Annotated in this window: 14 protein-coding genes and 1 tRNA gene; 12 read left to right on the top strand and 3 right to left on the bottom strand. The window is 39.9% G+C overall.

The features are described 5' to 3' along the window. Positions 1–116: 116 nt before the first annotated feature. The 3 genes from FO442_RS12360 to FO442_RS12350 all read left to right on the top strand — a co-directional run bounded on the left by FO442_RS12360 (position 117) and on the right by FO442_RS12350 (position 4,802). A complete protein-coding gene (locus FO442_RS12360) occupies positions 117–3,134 on the top strand; it encodes a sensor histidine kinase (protein ID WP_144333512.1) in 3,018 nt (1,005 codons plus the stop codon). A gap of 3 nt (positions 3,135–3,137) precedes the next feature. After that, a complete protein-coding gene (locus FO442_RS12355) occupies positions 3,138–3,863 on the top strand; it encodes a LytR/AlgR family response regulator transcription factor (RefSeq protein ID WP_144333511.1) in 726 nt (241 codons plus the stop codon). A 93-nt stretch (positions 3,864–3,956) separates the two neighbouring features. Further along, the gene (locus FO442_RS12350) at positions 3,957–4,802 is read left to right on the top strand and encodes a DUF4412 domain-containing protein (protein WP_144333510.1); all 846 of its coding nucleotides are present in this window, start codon (positions 3,957–3,959) and stop codon (positions 4,800–4,802) included. On the opposite strand, the gene FO442_RS12345 is transcribed toward FO442_RS12350, so the two are convergent. Continuing rightward, the gene (locus FO442_RS12345; protein WP_144333509.1) at positions 4,792–5,577 is read right to left on the bottom strand and encodes an NAD(P)-binding domain-containing protein; all 786 of its coding nucleotides are present in this window, start codon (positions 5,575–5,577) and stop codon (positions 4,792–4,794) included. The two genes, FO442_RS12350 and FO442_RS12345, sit on opposite strands and share 11 nt — an antisense overlap. Before the next feature lie 70 nt (positions 5,578–5,647). Continuing rightward, complete coding sequence (locus FO442_RS12340; RefSeq protein ID WP_144333508.1) at positions 5,648–6,052, bottom strand: hypothetical protein; 405 nt, start codon at positions 6,050–6,052, stop codon at positions 5,648–5,650. A gap of 215 nt (positions 6,053–6,267) precedes the next feature. On the opposite strand from FO442_RS12340, the gene FO442_RS12335 reads away from it, so the two are divergent. From FO442_RS12335 to FO442_RS12305, 7 genes are all read left to right on the top strand, one after another. After that, on the top strand, positions 6,268–7,305 hold the full coding sequence (locus FO442_RS12335) for a COX15/CtaA family protein (protein ID WP_144333507.1): 1,038 nt from the start codon (positions 6,268–6,270) through the stop codon (positions 7,303–7,305). A gap of 103 nt (positions 7,306–7,408) precedes the next feature. After that, positions 7,409–7,482 (top strand) — tRNA-Ile (locus FO442_RS12330). 314 nt (positions 7,483–7,796) lie between these two features. Beyond that, positions 7,797–8,246 carry a hypothetical protein gene (locus FO442_RS18820; protein ID WP_144333506.1) on the top strand — a complete coding sequence of 150 codons (450 nt, stop codon included), beginning with the start codon at positions 7,797–7,799 and terminating at the stop codon, positions 8,244–8,246. 3 nt (positions 8,247–8,249) lie between these two features. Beyond that, on the top strand, positions 8,250–8,657 hold the full coding sequence (locus FO442_RS12320) for a hypothetical protein (protein ID WP_144333505.1): 408 nt from the start codon (positions 8,250–8,252) through the stop codon (positions 8,655–8,657). A 422-nt stretch (positions 8,658–9,079) separates the two neighbouring features. Then, positions 9,080–10,759 carry a T9SS type A sorting domain-containing protein gene (locus FO442_RS12315; RefSeq protein ID WP_144333504.1) on the top strand — a complete coding sequence of 560 codons (1,680 nt, stop codon included), beginning with the start codon at positions 9,080–9,082 and terminating at the stop codon, positions 10,757–10,759. Between the two features lie 275 nt (positions 10,760–11,034). After that, the gene (locus FO442_RS12310) at positions 11,035–11,292 is read left to right on the top strand and encodes a hypothetical protein (protein WP_144333503.1); all 258 of its coding nucleotides are present in this window, start codon (positions 11,035–11,037) and stop codon (positions 11,290–11,292) included. A gap of 36 nt (positions 11,293–11,328) precedes the next feature. Continuing rightward, positions 11,329–11,907 (top strand): hypothetical protein, encoded by a 579-nt coding sequence (locus FO442_RS12305; RefSeq protein WP_144333502.1) that lies wholly within the window; start codon positions 11,329–11,331, stop codon positions 11,905–11,907. Positions 11,908–12,195: 288 nt separating this feature from the next. On the opposite strand, the gene FO442_RS12300 is transcribed toward FO442_RS12305, so the two are convergent. Further along, positions 12,196–12,441: a hypothetical protein gene (locus tag FO442_RS12300; RefSeq protein WP_144333501.1), complete on the bottom strand. Its 246-nt coding sequence runs from the start codon at positions 12,439–12,441 to the stop codon at positions 12,196–12,198. A gap of 169 nt (positions 12,442–12,610) precedes the next feature. Between FO442_RS12300 and FO442_RS12295 the strand changes: the two genes are divergently transcribed. Continuing rightward, complete coding sequence (locus FO442_RS12295) at positions 12,611–14,533, top strand: hypothetical protein (RefSeq protein WP_144333500.1); 1,923 nt, start codon at positions 12,611–12,613, stop codon at positions 14,531–14,533. A gap of 5 nt (positions 14,534–14,538) precedes the next feature. Next, positions 14,539–15,258 carry a hypothetical protein gene (locus FO442_RS12290; RefSeq protein WP_144333499.1) on the top strand — a complete coding sequence of 240 codons (720 nt, stop codon included), beginning with the start codon at positions 14,539–14,541 and terminating at the stop codon, positions 15,256–15,258. Positions 15,259–15,260 lie beyond the last annotated feature (2 nt).

The following is a 15,260-nucleotide window of genomic DNA, read 5'->3' as shown; positions in this document are numbered from 1 at the left end:
AATTTCTCGTGTCAACGGGACATTTTTCTCAAAGTTCATGCCATTTAAAAAAATGAACTGATAATATTCTTATCCCAAACTTACGCTATTTAAAATATAGTTTCGAAATTGGTGACATGAAATTTGGATTTTGGTTGCTTTTTTCAGTGATAAATTTCACCCTTTTCGCTCAAAGGGGCTTGATTCAATATTCCAGGGAAAATGGACTGATCTCTAATGAAATCCGCGATGTGGCATACGACCGGAAAGGATTCATTTGGTTAGCCACACCGAAAGGAATAGAACGGTTCGACGGCCAGCGTTTCATTCACTTCAAACACGATCCGGTCGATTCGCTGTCCATAGCTTCAAACGATATTCAGGGATTGGTTTTTGACGGCGATAAAACCATATGGGCCTTTACCTACAACAAAGGACTCATCGGAATTGAAACCGAAACCTTCCATATTTCCAATTACAGCAAACGAAATATCGCTTCCTTTGGGAGTAATCGTATCAGCTCTGTAGTGATCAGGAACAAGATTATTTGGTATACTTCCGTGGAAGGAAAGCTGTATTCCTTCGATCCGAAAAAGAAAAAAACAACCCCGTTTTCCGTTTATCGTTCCGATTCGAAAGTAATCGGGTTAAATTCCATGATTCTCGACCGGTTGGATTCCTCCAATCTTTGGATTAACGGTATGGATGGATTGTACCGCTTTGAAATTAAAACCCGGAGTTGGAAACACTTTAAGTTTAAAAAATCAACCGATATCAATTCGGGGTCGGCCTCCGTCTACCGGAACGAAATGTCCTGTGCTGTGCAGGACAGTAAAGGAAACCTGTTTATCGGTTTGAAAAAAGGCGGACTGTTATATTTTGATCAGTACCAGGGATTATTTAAATCTTTTCCAGTTTCCATTGAGGATTTGAAATACCAGGAAATTTCGTCTATTCAATGGCGTGATTCGAGGTACCTTTATCTGTGTGTTTTGAATAAGGAAATCATACTCTTCGATACCAAGAAGAAAACATATGTGCGTTACGAAGAAGCCGAGCGAAGTGCGGTAATGCCTTATCATATTATCAAGTTCGGTTCTCAGCTGGCAATCGCCAGTTCCAATGCCGGTCTTTTTGTTCACGACGAATCGTTAATTTACGGGACGAAGATCCGCACGGAAACGCAATTACACGCTATTCGGTATTCACCGGATAAAAAGAACGCTTACCGGCTGATGGGCAATTCGACTGCGGTCTTAAAAAAGCTCCGGGGAAATGGACCGGAAACCATTTCATTGAAAGGCCTGATCGATGCGAAAACGTATTATTACCTGGAAGACGGAAGTATGCTCGTGGTCGGGGCAAATGGCCTGGTACGGATCGTCCGGGATTACCGAATAGTGAAAAAAATCCTGTATCCGGATCATCAATCGATTGACAAACGGTTTCAGAATTCCCTGTTGGTAGGTGATTCGCTCTTGTTTATCGGGACACTCGACGCCAGCTTGCTCTGCTACAAACTTTCGGATTTCAGCTTCAAACGGATTTATTCCATTTCCGCAGAAACAAAACTAGATGAAACGCGGGAGTATTTTCCTTTGGCAATGGTGTACCTGGACGGAGCGGTTTACTTTTCTGAAAACGAACAATTGTACCGCTACCAGATCAATTCGAAACGATTGGACAGGATCAGGCTCTTCAATCACGAAAACACGGACCAGATTACCTGTCTGGCAATCAGTCCGCGACGGAAACTGTGGATCGGCACAAGGGCAAGCGGGGTGTGGAGCTATAACCTCGATACAAAAAAACTGCGGAATGAATTTACCTCTTTCAACGGTTTGCAAAATGACGAAGTGAACCAGCTGACCTTAGATTCCAGGGAAAGGTTATGGATTTTGAATCCTTCCTGTATTGCCATCGTGAATACCCTTTCAAAAAAAGTTCAGAGCCTGGAAAAACGAAACGGGATCAACGATGTGTTTGGAATAACTATGACACCGGATTCGATTTATTTCCTGCAAAGAAACTCTTATGTTGTGGGTGACGCCAAAGAAGATCTGCCGATTCAGAAAAAGGCAGTGCCTTATATCATCCAGATCCGGGATATGAACGGATTCAGCAGTTTTTCCACCGATAAGTTCAAATACGCCTATAATGAGAACAACCTGGTGTTTGAATTCGGGATCCGCGATTTCTCCAATGCGGAAAATAACCTGGTAAGTTACCGCTTGCTTGGACTCGATGAGAAATGGATTAACGGGAACCAAAAAAACGAAGCGCTGTATCACAATCTCCCCAGTGGGAAGTATGTTTTTCAGGTCCAGGTCCTGGAAGGGGATGAATCCGCGATAACGTCCTATGCATTCAAAATCACACGTCCGTTTTGGCGGCGCTGGTGGTTTATTACACTGGCCGCTTTAGCGGCGGCATTCAGTATTTGGTTTTTCATGCGTTCGCGGATCAAACGGATCCAGAGTACCGAACAAATGAAAGCAGAGTTCAGTCTCCAGATCAATGAATTGGAATCGAAAGCACTTCGGGCACAAATGAACCCGCATTTCCTGTTCAACAGTTTGAATTCCATTCGCTTGTTCATTTTAAAAGATGAGGTGGATAATGCAGCGGATTATATTGCTAAGTTTTCCAAGCTCCTGCGTATGATCCTAAACTATTCGCGCCAGGATATGATTACGGTTTACGATGAGATCCAGTCCCTGAAATTATACCTGGAATTTGAACGCCTGCGTTTCGACCAGGATTTTGATTTTGATTTGCAGATTGACGGGCAGGAAGTACTGGATTGCCAGATTCCGCCGATGATTATTCAACCCTTTATTGAAAATGCCATTTGGCATGGCCTGATGCCCCGGACAGAAGCAGGAGGAAAAATCCGGGTTTCCTTTCAAAAGCAGCTCAGCGGACTCTATGTCATGGTTCAGGATAACGGGATCGGAAGAGAAAAAGCAAAGGAGAATAACCGGAAACGTTCGCTGAAAGAAGGAAGTGTCGGGCTGCAAATCACGAAGGATCGTTTGCGCTCATTGACTTTGCGGACGAAAAGACAGAATGAATTTGAAATTGAAGATTTAATTGATGAAAATGGTCGGGCAATCGGAACTTTGGTTACCTTGTACTTTGAAACACCAAACTAAAATATGAAATTACGTGCAATTATTGTAGATGATGAAAGGCACAGTTTAGAAACTACTGCTATATTAATTCGAAAATTTTGTCCGGACGTAGAGGTTATTGCAGAATTGCAAAGCCCGATCGATGCGGTTGAAATCATTAATACGGAAGAACCGGATTTACTTTTTCTTGATATATCAATGCCTAAGATGAATGGCTTTGAATTATTGAATGTATTGACCTATAAAGATTCCGATGTGATTTTCACAACGGCATATGACGAATACGCGCTGGAAGGCTTTAAACAGGGCGCTGTGCATTATTTGGTAAAACCAATTGATGCGGAAGATTTGGTAGAGAGCGTTCAGCGGGTGAAGAAAAAACGAACGGAAGGAAGATCTTCCGGGATTAATGGAATGGGCCTGAAACCTAAAATTCCGATCTCCTCATTGAACGGGGTAGAGCTGATCGAGGTCGACCAGATTATTCGTTGCGAATCCGACGGGAACTATACCACGATTGTACTGCAGCAACGTAAGATCACCGTTTCCAAAACCCTGAAAGAAATTGAAAAGCAATTGGTGGATTTTCCCTTCTTTTTCAGATTGCACAATTCCCACTTGGTAAACCTGAACCAGGTCGTAAAATACATTCGGGGAGAAGGCGGTTCCGTCATCTTATCCAACCAGGAAGAGATCGGGGTTTCCAGAAGCAAGAAAATGGAGTTGCTTGAAGTTTTGGGAATCAATTAAGTAAGGAAATTACTCATTGAAACGGAAGATCCACACCTTTTGGATGGCTGGTTCTGTGTCTTTCATTACATTTGGCTCATAAATGACTATGTTATGAAAGCGCTTCTATTGGTATTACTGGTATCTTGCTTATCTTCCATGCTTTTCGGTCAGGAAGGCTTGGTTAAATCAATCGGGAATACGGCTAAAGAAAAAGTAAATGCCCAGGATTTTAATACAACCAGGAATAACAAGGAACGGGGAAACCTCATGGATGAAAAGAAATCCAAAGAAGCTGCTCCTGCGCCCGCTTCGGCACCTGCGCCGGGAGCTTCTGAACCGGCAGCACCGGCCGAAACGGAACCATCCGGAGAATACCAGGCGTCTTACAACTTTACCAGCAGCGTGACTTACAAGGTCGAAAGCGCTAAAAAACCGGGTGAATCTCAAAGCATTCATTACAATTTCGGAGATCAGGTGATCCAAATGGAAGCAGTCGGTCAGGACATGTCCTCCATCATCGATTCAAAGAATGGGGTGATGATCATGCTGAACAACAAGGAGAAAACAGCCATGGTGATGTCTACCAAAGCAATGGAAGCAGCCATGAAACAGCAGCAAATGAATCAGGGAGAAAAACCGGCTGCAAAGATCACAAAAACAGGAAGAACGAAAATGATCCTGGGGTACCGATGCGAAGAAATCCTCATCGAATCCGATAAGAAAACAGAGGTTTGGATTACCAAAGACGCAGGAATTGACGTGAGCAATACCTTTGCAAACATGAACAAAACATCACCGTCTCAAATCCCGGATGAAGCTTTTTCGGATGGAGGAATGCTTATGGAAATGAACGGGTACGATGCCGCAGGAAAAGTGGAAATGAACATGGTCGTTACGGCACTTGCAAAAGAAAGCAAAACCGTCAATATCGGGGCTTACAAAATCACTAGGCTATAGGAAAATCCAAAGGATCCGGGTACATGTATGCGTATCCGAGTTCCAGAGAATACCGGTTCGAAATGATGCGTTCGGAACGCACTTCATTTTCAAAAAAAGGCGGATCAATTCCAAGCTTTGAAGCCATTTCAGTATATAACTGTCCCTTGAACGGGTGTGCTGTTGCGCATCCGTTGATGGTTTTATTCCAGAGTTTTTGCCGGATCACGTGTTCGATCAATCCAATTGCATCTTCCTGGTGGATTAAGTTTACACGATCCATCGCCTGGTAGGTCTTTCCAGATGTGGTCATGGCAGTTACCGGGTAGCGTTTCGGACCAACCAAACCGCTTAAGCGAATAACCGTCAGTCGGTCCCGGAGTATGGAACTGATAGCCAGTTCTGCGTAACCGATTGCATTGGTCTTGATGGAACCCGCCGGATAATCGAACTCGTTAAATACATCGTTTCGTTGCGGATAAACACTTGTGGAACTTAGCTGGATTACTTTACAGGTGGGCGGTATCAGGTCCAGTATCCGAACACAATCCCTGGCGTAAGCTTTTTCCCCTGTTTTGGAAGGTGTGAAAGCGAGTATCAATACATCCAGATCACCGAAATAAACTGCACTGGCTTGTTTTTTTACAAGCGGGTCAAACAAAACGTGGGAAAAGCGTTCGTGGAAAAGTTCCACGGAACGTGAGCGTGTGGTTCCAATTACCTGGAATCCATTATTCAATAGTGATTTGGCGAGTGGAAGTCCGAGCCATCCCAATCCGATTATTCCGATCTTCATGGGGTAAAATTACGAAAAAAGGGACGTCACGGTGGATTTCGCCCCTGCTGATTATTCTATTGATTAAAACCTAGTTTTCCTTGATCCAGGTATTCTTGATGGTGTGGCGCACCAAATAGTATTTGCTGTCTCTCCAGTAGAAGAAACACACACAGTTGTTTACTCCGTCAATAATCATTTCGTATTCATTCCCGACATCACTTTTGATGTTCATGGTGTATTTCACTTCTTCTTCGTTGTAATCGTATTTACTGATGAAATAATCGGAAGAAATACTTGCCGTTGTGTGATGGAAAGTCGTGAGTTCCTTGTTGAATTCGAATAAGGTTCCCCCTTCATCGGTCGATAAAATGTCCCATTGGGAAGTTTCTTCATTCCAGACACCGTCCTGGCGGTAATTCGTGGAAATGTTCAATTGCGCGAAAGAAAGGATAGAGGAGAAAAGCAGGCTGATGATTAAAAGAATTTGTTTCATGGCGTAATAATTTAGATAGAGCAAAGAAACGCCGGAAATTTAGATTCTGCAATAATGCATTTGTCGTATTCTGACAGTATTTGTACCTGTGTAACGTCGCGTGTCTTACATGCACCTTCGAATCCTTTAACACCAGTCAATTATCCAAAAAAAATGACGGGAATCATAAAATATGAGAGTCTTTTATAGCTACTTTTGAACATCAAACAACAAGTATGTTCTCAAAAAACTTTATACGATTAAACTGGATCACTTTAGTGCTCATTTTTTTGGTAATTATTGCTGGAAGTGTTGTGCGTACTTCAGGAAGTGGGATGGGCTGTCCGGATTGGCCGAAATGTTTTGGTAACTGGGTTCCGCCAACCAATGAAGCGCAATTGCCTAAGGATTACCGCAAAGTTTACGGTGAAAAACGGGTCGCCAAAGTAGAGAAATTCGCCAGGTTCCTGACGGCGCTGGGAATGAAAGAAACTGCTGAAAAGATCAAAAAAGATCCGAGAACATACGAGGAAGAACCTTTCAATGCACGGCGCACCTGGACCGAATACGGAAACCGGCTGGTTGGATTCCTGGCTGGAAACGGGGTTTTGATCATTTTTCTTTGGGGTTTCTGGAAATATAGAAAAGACCGCCGTTTGGTGTGGCTTTCTTTCTTTAACCTGGTCGCTATCGGCTTAAACGGCTGGTTTGGTTCCATTGTAGTGGCAACGAATCTTGTTCCATGGACAATTACCGTTCACATGTTCCTGGCGTTGCTGGTCGTTTGTTTGCAGCTGATGTTGATCCGCAGGATCAGCCCGGTACATCAAAAGACCCTGAATCTCCCGGTAGCAATGAAATGGCTGATCGGGATCATTTTGGTAATCACAGCTTATCAGATGTTCCTAGGTACACAAGTGCGGGAGTACATTGACCAGCTCGCACTACAAGGTTTGGGAAGAGATTCCTGGACTAGCCGGTTCGGATGGGCATTTTTCATTCATCGTTCATTCTCCTGGGCAGTATTGGTATTGATGATCTTATTGGTATTCCTGAATTATAAAACCGACAAAGTGAGATCCGTTTACTGGGCATTTTTGGTTTTGGTCATTGAATTGACAGGTGGCGTTTTACTGGCGTATGTGGATATGCCCGGATTCGTGCAAGTGTCTCATTTATTGTGTGCTACTGTTTTATTCGGAATCTTGTTCCTGCAATTCATTCGTTTACGACCTTTGACAAAACCACTTTCAAAGAGCAGCATCCGCGGATAATTTTCCGCTGCTTCGATTTGAAATTGGATAGAAGTGCTATATTTGCACCCGAAAGAAAATAACTGTTGTGCCTTGTGCTTTCAGTTGAACTCATCTTTTCAACGGTCCTATAGCTCAGTCGGTTAGAGCAACTGACTCATAATCAGTAGGTGCTTGGTTCGATCCCAAGTGGGACCACAAAAAGAAAAAAGCGAATTACGGAAGTAGTTCGCTTTTTTCTTTTTGTCCCTCTGTACTCGCTCTCACACTCACTCTTTCCAGGCTTTTTCCTTTTTCAGTGTGAGCGTGAGAACTGAGTGTGGAATTGTGGTTCGAAGCTGAAATCTGTTTCCTCCCTCGGAGGGAGGATTAAGGAGGGTGGCTATCTCAAATCTTCCACAAGAACAGATTTTATTCAGTTTTCTGAAATTTGGCGCGGTTCGATCCCCTTTCACTCTCAAGGCTTTTTATTCAGATTTTTTTGGTCGTATTGATAGAATCAATTAGCAATGATGAAATTTAAGAAAATTAAAAATCGGCTTGTGCTCAACAGAAAAGTTATCGTTATTTTGTACGCTACGAGACATATACCAAGACCGTTATCAGTAATAAGAATGGAGCATAAAGAGGATATCATAGAATACATTTCAATCTATTGCACAGATTTTTATAATGAATTGGAGAAAAAAGCAATGAGACACTATGTAGCTCAGGTGAAATTTCTACCATATAAGGATAGAGTTGAGAAAATGACTATTGCTTATAATAGAGATAGCTCGAATGACTCAGAAGTTCTAAAATTATTGAAAAATGGAATACAAGAATTTCATCGAAATGCTGCAGAAAGGGTTCTTAATGAACACTTATGTGAATTGACATTGAATACATGTCCGAAATGTGGTGGGATTGCAAGAACTCCAACCGCTAGACAATGTAGATACTGTAACCATAACTGGCGCTAAAAAATGGCTGTAGATATTGTACTAACTGTAAACGGAAAAAAGTCTAAATACAATGAAGAGACATCTATCAGGTTTGATGATGATTCAAACGGAGATTTTTGCTTCCTTCAACCCTTTTTTGAAAAACTGAGAACTAAAACAAGTCAAGTAATAGATCCTTATGGTGATTGCATTTTCGAAAATGATAATCTGAAAAAACTAAAACATGAGTTGGTTGCCGAAATAAATAGATTAAAATCTGAATCTTTTGAGCAAAGAGAAATTCATACGGGGACTCAGGTTCATCCAATAAAAAAAGAAATTTATAAGCCAGTTGTTAGAAAGCTATTGCTCGCTAAAATGGAGAAATGGCTGGAAATTACAGAATTGGCGATTGAAAAGAATGAAAAACTTATTGGAATCGGAGATTAAAAAGCAGCTGGTAACATCAACTAAAAGCCACGAACAGAATAACCATATCAGAGCAGTCCGCATCTAGTGTTGAGAACCGTTACCGGTTCCATTTCCGTTCACTCTTCTCCACAAAAAGAAAAAAGCGAATTACGGAAGTAGTTCGCTTTTTTCTTTTTGTCCCTCTGTACTCGCTCTCACACTCACTCTTTCCAGGCTTTTTCCTTTTTCAGTGTGAGCGTGAGAACTGAGTGTGGAATTGTGGTTCGAAGCTGAAATCTGTTTCCTCCCTCGGAGGGAGGATTAAGGAGGGTGGTGAGTTCAAATCTTCCACAAACACCAATTTCATTCAGTTTCCCAAAATTTAGCGCGGTTCGATTCCTTTTTCTTGAGGCATTGTGTTTCAGATTTTTTTGGTAGTATTGGGCTTAACATATATTCTAATGATTCAAAATCTAACTGGTTTAATACTGCTTTTAATCCTTCCTATATTTGGAAAAGCTCAAGTTTATTCCTATGATTGGGCTTTCAGTTATAAAGGTTCTATTTTGGGACAAGATCTATTAACCGACCAGGAAGGGAATAGTTACGTAACTGCAATATTCTCTGATACATTTGACGGAGACCCTGGGGCATCTGATATCATTTTGGATGGAGGAGGAGTCGGAAAATCATTTATTCAAAAACTCAATCCGGAAGGTGAGTTGATCTGGATCAGGGAATTCAACGGAGACGGATTAATTAATATAAACTCATTAACTCTTGATACTGCCGGCAATCTGTATGGGGTTGGGATATTCAACGGAACCATTGATTTCGATCCCGGAATTGGGGTGAATAATATCACGTCGACAAGTAAAGGTTTTTTAGTCAAATTTGATACGGACGGTAACTTGTATTGGGTCAAAATGATGAATGGGTCAGGGATTGCTTATCCGAACGCTTTGGCGCTAGACAATGATCAGAATCCAATCATTTTAGGCTCTTTCTCGCAAACAATTGATTTTGATCTCGGTGCGTCTATTTACAACCTATCTTCATCGGGAAGTGACGATTTTTTTATTCAAAAAGTAGATTCCGGCGGGAATTTGATGTGGGTAAAACAAATCTACGGCTTACAATCTGAAGTTGCCTGGTATATGGCTTCAGATGATCAAGACATCTATATATCAGGAGTTTATGAAAGTACTAAGGATTTTGATCCAGGACCAGGAATTCATACCTTGACACCAGTTGGAAATCAAGATATATTTCTTGTGAAATTGACTCTAGACGGAGACTTTGTATGGGCTAAATCTGTTGGAGGAGGCGCCCGAGAATATCCGACAGATATTCTGATTGATAATATGGGCAGCATTTTACTATCAGGAGTATTTGCCGGGAATAACGTTGATTTTGACCCGGGATCCGCTTCCTATCTTTTATCCGCATTGGGCACGGAAAATGGCTTTGCCTTAAAGATCAATCATGATGGAGATTTTGAATGGGTTAAAACCTTCGGATCGACAGAATACAATTATGTAAACAATCTTGCGTTAACCAGCAACAATGAAGTTTGTCTGTTAGGAGTGTATACTTCAACTGTGGATTTAGATCCGGGCCCAGGAACAAATAGCGTTAACTCAATAGATGATCTGGGCTGTTTTGTGGTCACTCTTGATCCGGGTGGAAATTATCTTTGGAGTGAGCATGTGGCCCGTTATGGAACTCACATATGTACGGATACCCAAGACAACTTGATCGTATTTGGTTCATTTTACGGGACAACTGATTTCGATCCGGGGATTGGTGTGGCAAATCTTACGACAACCACATCCCCAAATACTCCCTACTTCAATAGTTATCTTAAAAAGTTATCTCATGGATCACTCGGAGTTTCTTCTTTTTCAAAAGCAGATTTTAGTATTTATCCGAATCCTGCTTCAAACACATTAACAATCAAAAAACAAGCTGGAGATCATTGTAAAATAACTGGTTTCGGAGCTGATGGAAAAATGATTTTTGAAAATGAATTCAGTATTCCTGAGACATCAATCAATATAGCAAATTTAAGCGGGGGCACTTACACACTGGAAATAACAGTTAATGATCAGATCGTTCGGAAGAAATTTGTTAAACTTTAGCATGTGGAGCCTGGAAAATTAAAGCAGAATACTTATTCTTTCCGGTTCCATTTCCGTTCGCTCTTCTCCACTCTTAAAAATGAAAAGCCTTTGTAAATATATGTTTACAGAGGCTTTTTTAGTTTCAGGGTAAACTTAGGGTAAACAAATAGCTATTTTTTCATTTAAGGTGTGAACGATTTAATCATTGGTCTACTCACCATTATCAATTTAATTCTCATAATATTTTTTGATTGGATTTTTTATTACATTCACAATCACTGAAACTTAGATAAATGCCAATTCCAAATGTTTCAACGCTATATGAGCGTATTCATAAAGGCAGTGAAGGGGGACAAGAGTTTTCTAGGATATTGAATCTTCTTTTAATCGCAGAATCAGGATTGCAAAAGTTCCGGTTTGTAAATTTCTTTGATGCTTCAGGGGATTACAAAGGAGTAGATGCAATAATAATTCAGGGAGAAGAAGAAATAGGAGTTCAATATAAATTCTTCCCTATTCTCTTATCAAGTGAACATAAGCGATCAATATAGGAATCACTGAATACAGCAAGAACAAAATTTCCAGACATGTCAAAATGGATTTTAATAACTCCACATGATCCAAATAAACATACTTTAAAATGGATAGAAGAAATTTCAAAAGAATCCGGAATAATTATTGAACATTGGGGGCATTTGAGAATAATGGATTTAATGCTAAAACACCCTCAGATTGGATTTGAATATTATTCAGAAATTAAATTTTCATACTTAGATACGATACCAACTGATGAAATGATTCATTCTTATTTCAATCAATTTCTTGACCCTAAATCTGATGTAGCATCTTTATTTTTTAGAGCTCAACCAAATGTATCAGATTGTAAGACAGTTTTTACGACAAAATATAACAAGGAAATAAGTGACATCTATTACTTTACATATAGGGATGTACTAGAAACCAATTTGGAAAAGAACAATCTTGTTGACAAAACATATGTGAGCTTCAAATCATATACATTGACTGATATCAGTAATTCTTTAGATGATCTTCCTGGAGGTATGAGAAAATTGTTTTGGGAGTATAGTGCACTTCAGCCTGGTGTAAGGTTGAAGCAAATGATCGCAGAGCTTAAGGCAGAAGTCGATCGTCTCAAAAAACTTTAAGAAACACCCTTATTAAAGCGTATTCATGCAAATTAATCCGGATTAATTTGGGATTGATTTGGTTGAAATTTGGGTCTCTGTCCGTAAATAGCTTACGATCTAGCATATTACCTTTGGTGTTATTAAGATCAAACGGATTTATTTTTAATTCACTATTCTAAGTTTAGTTATCTGGTTAAATAACTTTTCTTGTTAAAGTATCAACAAGATTTTATTAAATCTGATTTTTGAGTTTAATTTTTGCGTAGTTTTGCATTACTATTATTTGTTGCCACTTATTTGAACTAACTATTGAATGACCCTAAACGCTGAAAAAGCCAGCATACAATTTTTTCTGATAATACTTATTTTTTTTCTTGATTGTTCATCATTTGCACAATCTAATACCAAAGATTCAATTGGTTTAGTAAAGCGAATAAAAACAAAAGAGTTTGATTTTAAAGGTGTTTCAAAACGACTGACCGGGTTGTCTGATATTTCTGTGCCATCTCTTGAGGTTGATAGTTTTCCCGAAACTCTTAATAAAAGACTCATACAGGACTTAAAAAAAACGCATGGTCAGCTGGATTTAGGTTATAATTATGGATTAAATACAGTTTATCTTGATCCAGCTAGAAGCATAGGATCTATTTTTACGGCAACCGGAGATTATTCTGCTTCGGTTTTAGGACTTCCACTTCATTTGAGTTTTAATTATTCAACCTTGCGGGTTCCTTTAGGAGCTAATAATTATTTCCGTTTGTGCCTGGATAAGGATCGATTGATTCAGCAACAAAAAGAGCGATTAACAGGATCGATTTCAACTATTGAAAAGCAACAGGAATTCCTCACTAAAAAACGGGCAGACGTTCAGGGTTTGATGGGATACGTTGAAGTTTATTTGGATGCTTTGAAGCGCAAGGCAGAATCGGAAATAGAGCAACAAAGGCAAAGGATTCAGTCTGAGGCTAATCGCAAAGCGGATAGTACCTATCGTTCGGGAATGAATAGAATTGAATCCGATACAATTGGAAGATATACTCACATTACTGATAGCTTAACCCAGGTAAATTTTAACAGGGAAATTCCGATTGATTATACTATCAATTCATATACGGAATCCTACGACAGCATCATGAAGATTTATCGTCAGATCACGGAGTTGCAGAATAGAATTGATAGTATTTCGGGTAAGTTGGAAGCTAATAAAGGGTTTCTGGAATCAAAACTAGGATCATTAAATACTCCGGAAACAAATGTGAATCAGTTGAAAGGGGATTTTAACCTGCTGCAAACCATTCAAAAGCTGGAACTTGGTTTAACCTATCCGAAGTCCACTGGATTATCGAATCAGAATGTACCCATTAAAGGATTTCATGTGGAGCTTCAAAAAGGTCCTATTTATTTATCTGTTGCAAGTGGTTTAACACTGAATAATGTGATGTTGAGTACCAATGAGATTCAGAATAAACTGAATTATAATCACAATGTGTTTAACAATTTTGATTTCCAACAGATATTGAACAACGGTTGGCTGACTTTGATTAAAACCGGATATGGAACTCCGGAGGGAACTCACGCGTTTATTGGATTCAACTATCTCACCAATACTCGATTTACGAATCCATCAGGAAGTGATCCAACTGAAAAGAAGTATGATCCGGCAGCGGCATTTGAATTGGATTTGAAGGTTGTTCCAAATTTCTTACGCGGAAGCTCGTTTGAATTGGTTTATGGAAAAACTTCCCGAAACCGACAACTGGATTCACTCAGTACAAAAGGTGTTTTTGAATCCGTCTTTTCCTATTATCAGTCACATGTGTTATTGACCCGTTATACACAACAAATTTCGAAGCTTCGTTCCGAGTTTACTTTATCCTATCGCCGGATGGATCCTTATGTCAATACCACTACTTACGGCATGATGCAACCCAATAATCAACGGATTGAAATGTTGACAACACATCGTGTTGCGAAGTTTATGAAAGTTGGTCTAAACTACCGGTTTGAAGAGTCCTTGCGTTCAATAGCAGGAATGAATACTATTCGACTTCATGTCGCCGGAGGAAGTGTTAGCGGAAGTTATACGCAATACTTCAATTATTCCTTCTTTGTAAATCATGTAAATCACGAAATTGGTAAGCCGTATACCTCTGAATTGCAACGCGGAAGGAATTATTTGGTTGGCTTATCGATGAATGGTAATTACGAAGTAGGGCATTCAAAAGCAAGTACTTCCCTTTCCTATAATGATTATTTGTTAACCGATACAGCTAGAGTGGGTAAGTTTACACAGTTTGGTTTTGTCCAGACGTTTCTCGAGAAACGTTATTCGCTTTCCGCTTCATATGATTATTTTTTTCAGCATACTGATAGCTTGAAAACAGGAATGAGTGTTTTTGGGCTCGGTGGAAAGTATTCCTTTAAGAAATTGAAAATCGGAGCTTCATTGAAATTTGCCAGCGACTTTAATCTTTTAACTAGTGTGGGAGGGACTTTGGAAGCAACCTGGCAGGTTCATCGATTATTGGATGTGAGTTTCAAAGCAGAAAGATTCGTACTGGGTAATTTTTACCGCAGTTTTTACCGCTCCAACTATGAGCAATTTCCTTATTTATTCACACTGCAAACACGATTTAAAATTTAAACACCATGAAGAAATCAGCACTAACTGCTTTGCTAATTTGTTTTTTTGGAATGTCATATGGACAGACCAATATTGTTTTGGTTTCCCTTCCTGACAAAGATACGATTGACTACCAATACCCGGTATTTACCTGGTTTTATCCGAGTATGGATGATAGCAGACAGATTGTTAAATACAACTACGTGTTAACCCAGCTGAATTCAGAGCAGAGTGCACAGGCAGGTGTTTTGGTCAATCAACCCTTAATTCGCATCAACGATATTCAGGGTTTTCAATATGTATATCCTTTCGATGCCCCGGAGTTAGAGTATGGAAAACGCTACGGATGGCAGTTGGAAAAGACTGTAAACAATGTCATTACCGAAAAGTCGGAAGCCTGGGAATTTACGCTTTATAAAGAGATTAGTGTTCCGATGAAGTATGCGATATTGAATACAGATTATACCGCAGCAAATTATGAGGTAGTGGGAGAAGGGTTTTATTTCAAATTGAACAGTCGCTATAAATCAGGAACCGGGTTGAAGTTTAAAGTCCTCAACGATAAATCGGAGCAAATGGATGTGAATTTTGGGAAGGATGAGAAACAGATTGCGGAACTGGAGCTTGAAAAGACAGGGGAAGATTTCTACTATTTGAAAACAGCTGGTTATCCTTCCGGGACCTATACTTTGATTGTGAAAGATCCAAAAGGGAATGAATACAATACGCGATTTAGAATCAAGTAATT

The sequence above is a fragment of the Fluviicola chungangensis genome (assembly GCF_007558725.1).
GTDB classification, from domain to species: domain Bacteria; phylum Bacteroidota; class Bacteroidia; order Flavobacteriales_D; family Crocinitomicaceae; genus Fluviicola; species Fluviicola chungangensis.
The sequence above is the reverse complement of the archived record's forward strand: the minus strand, read 5'-3'. Positions and strand labels throughout refer to the sequence as shown.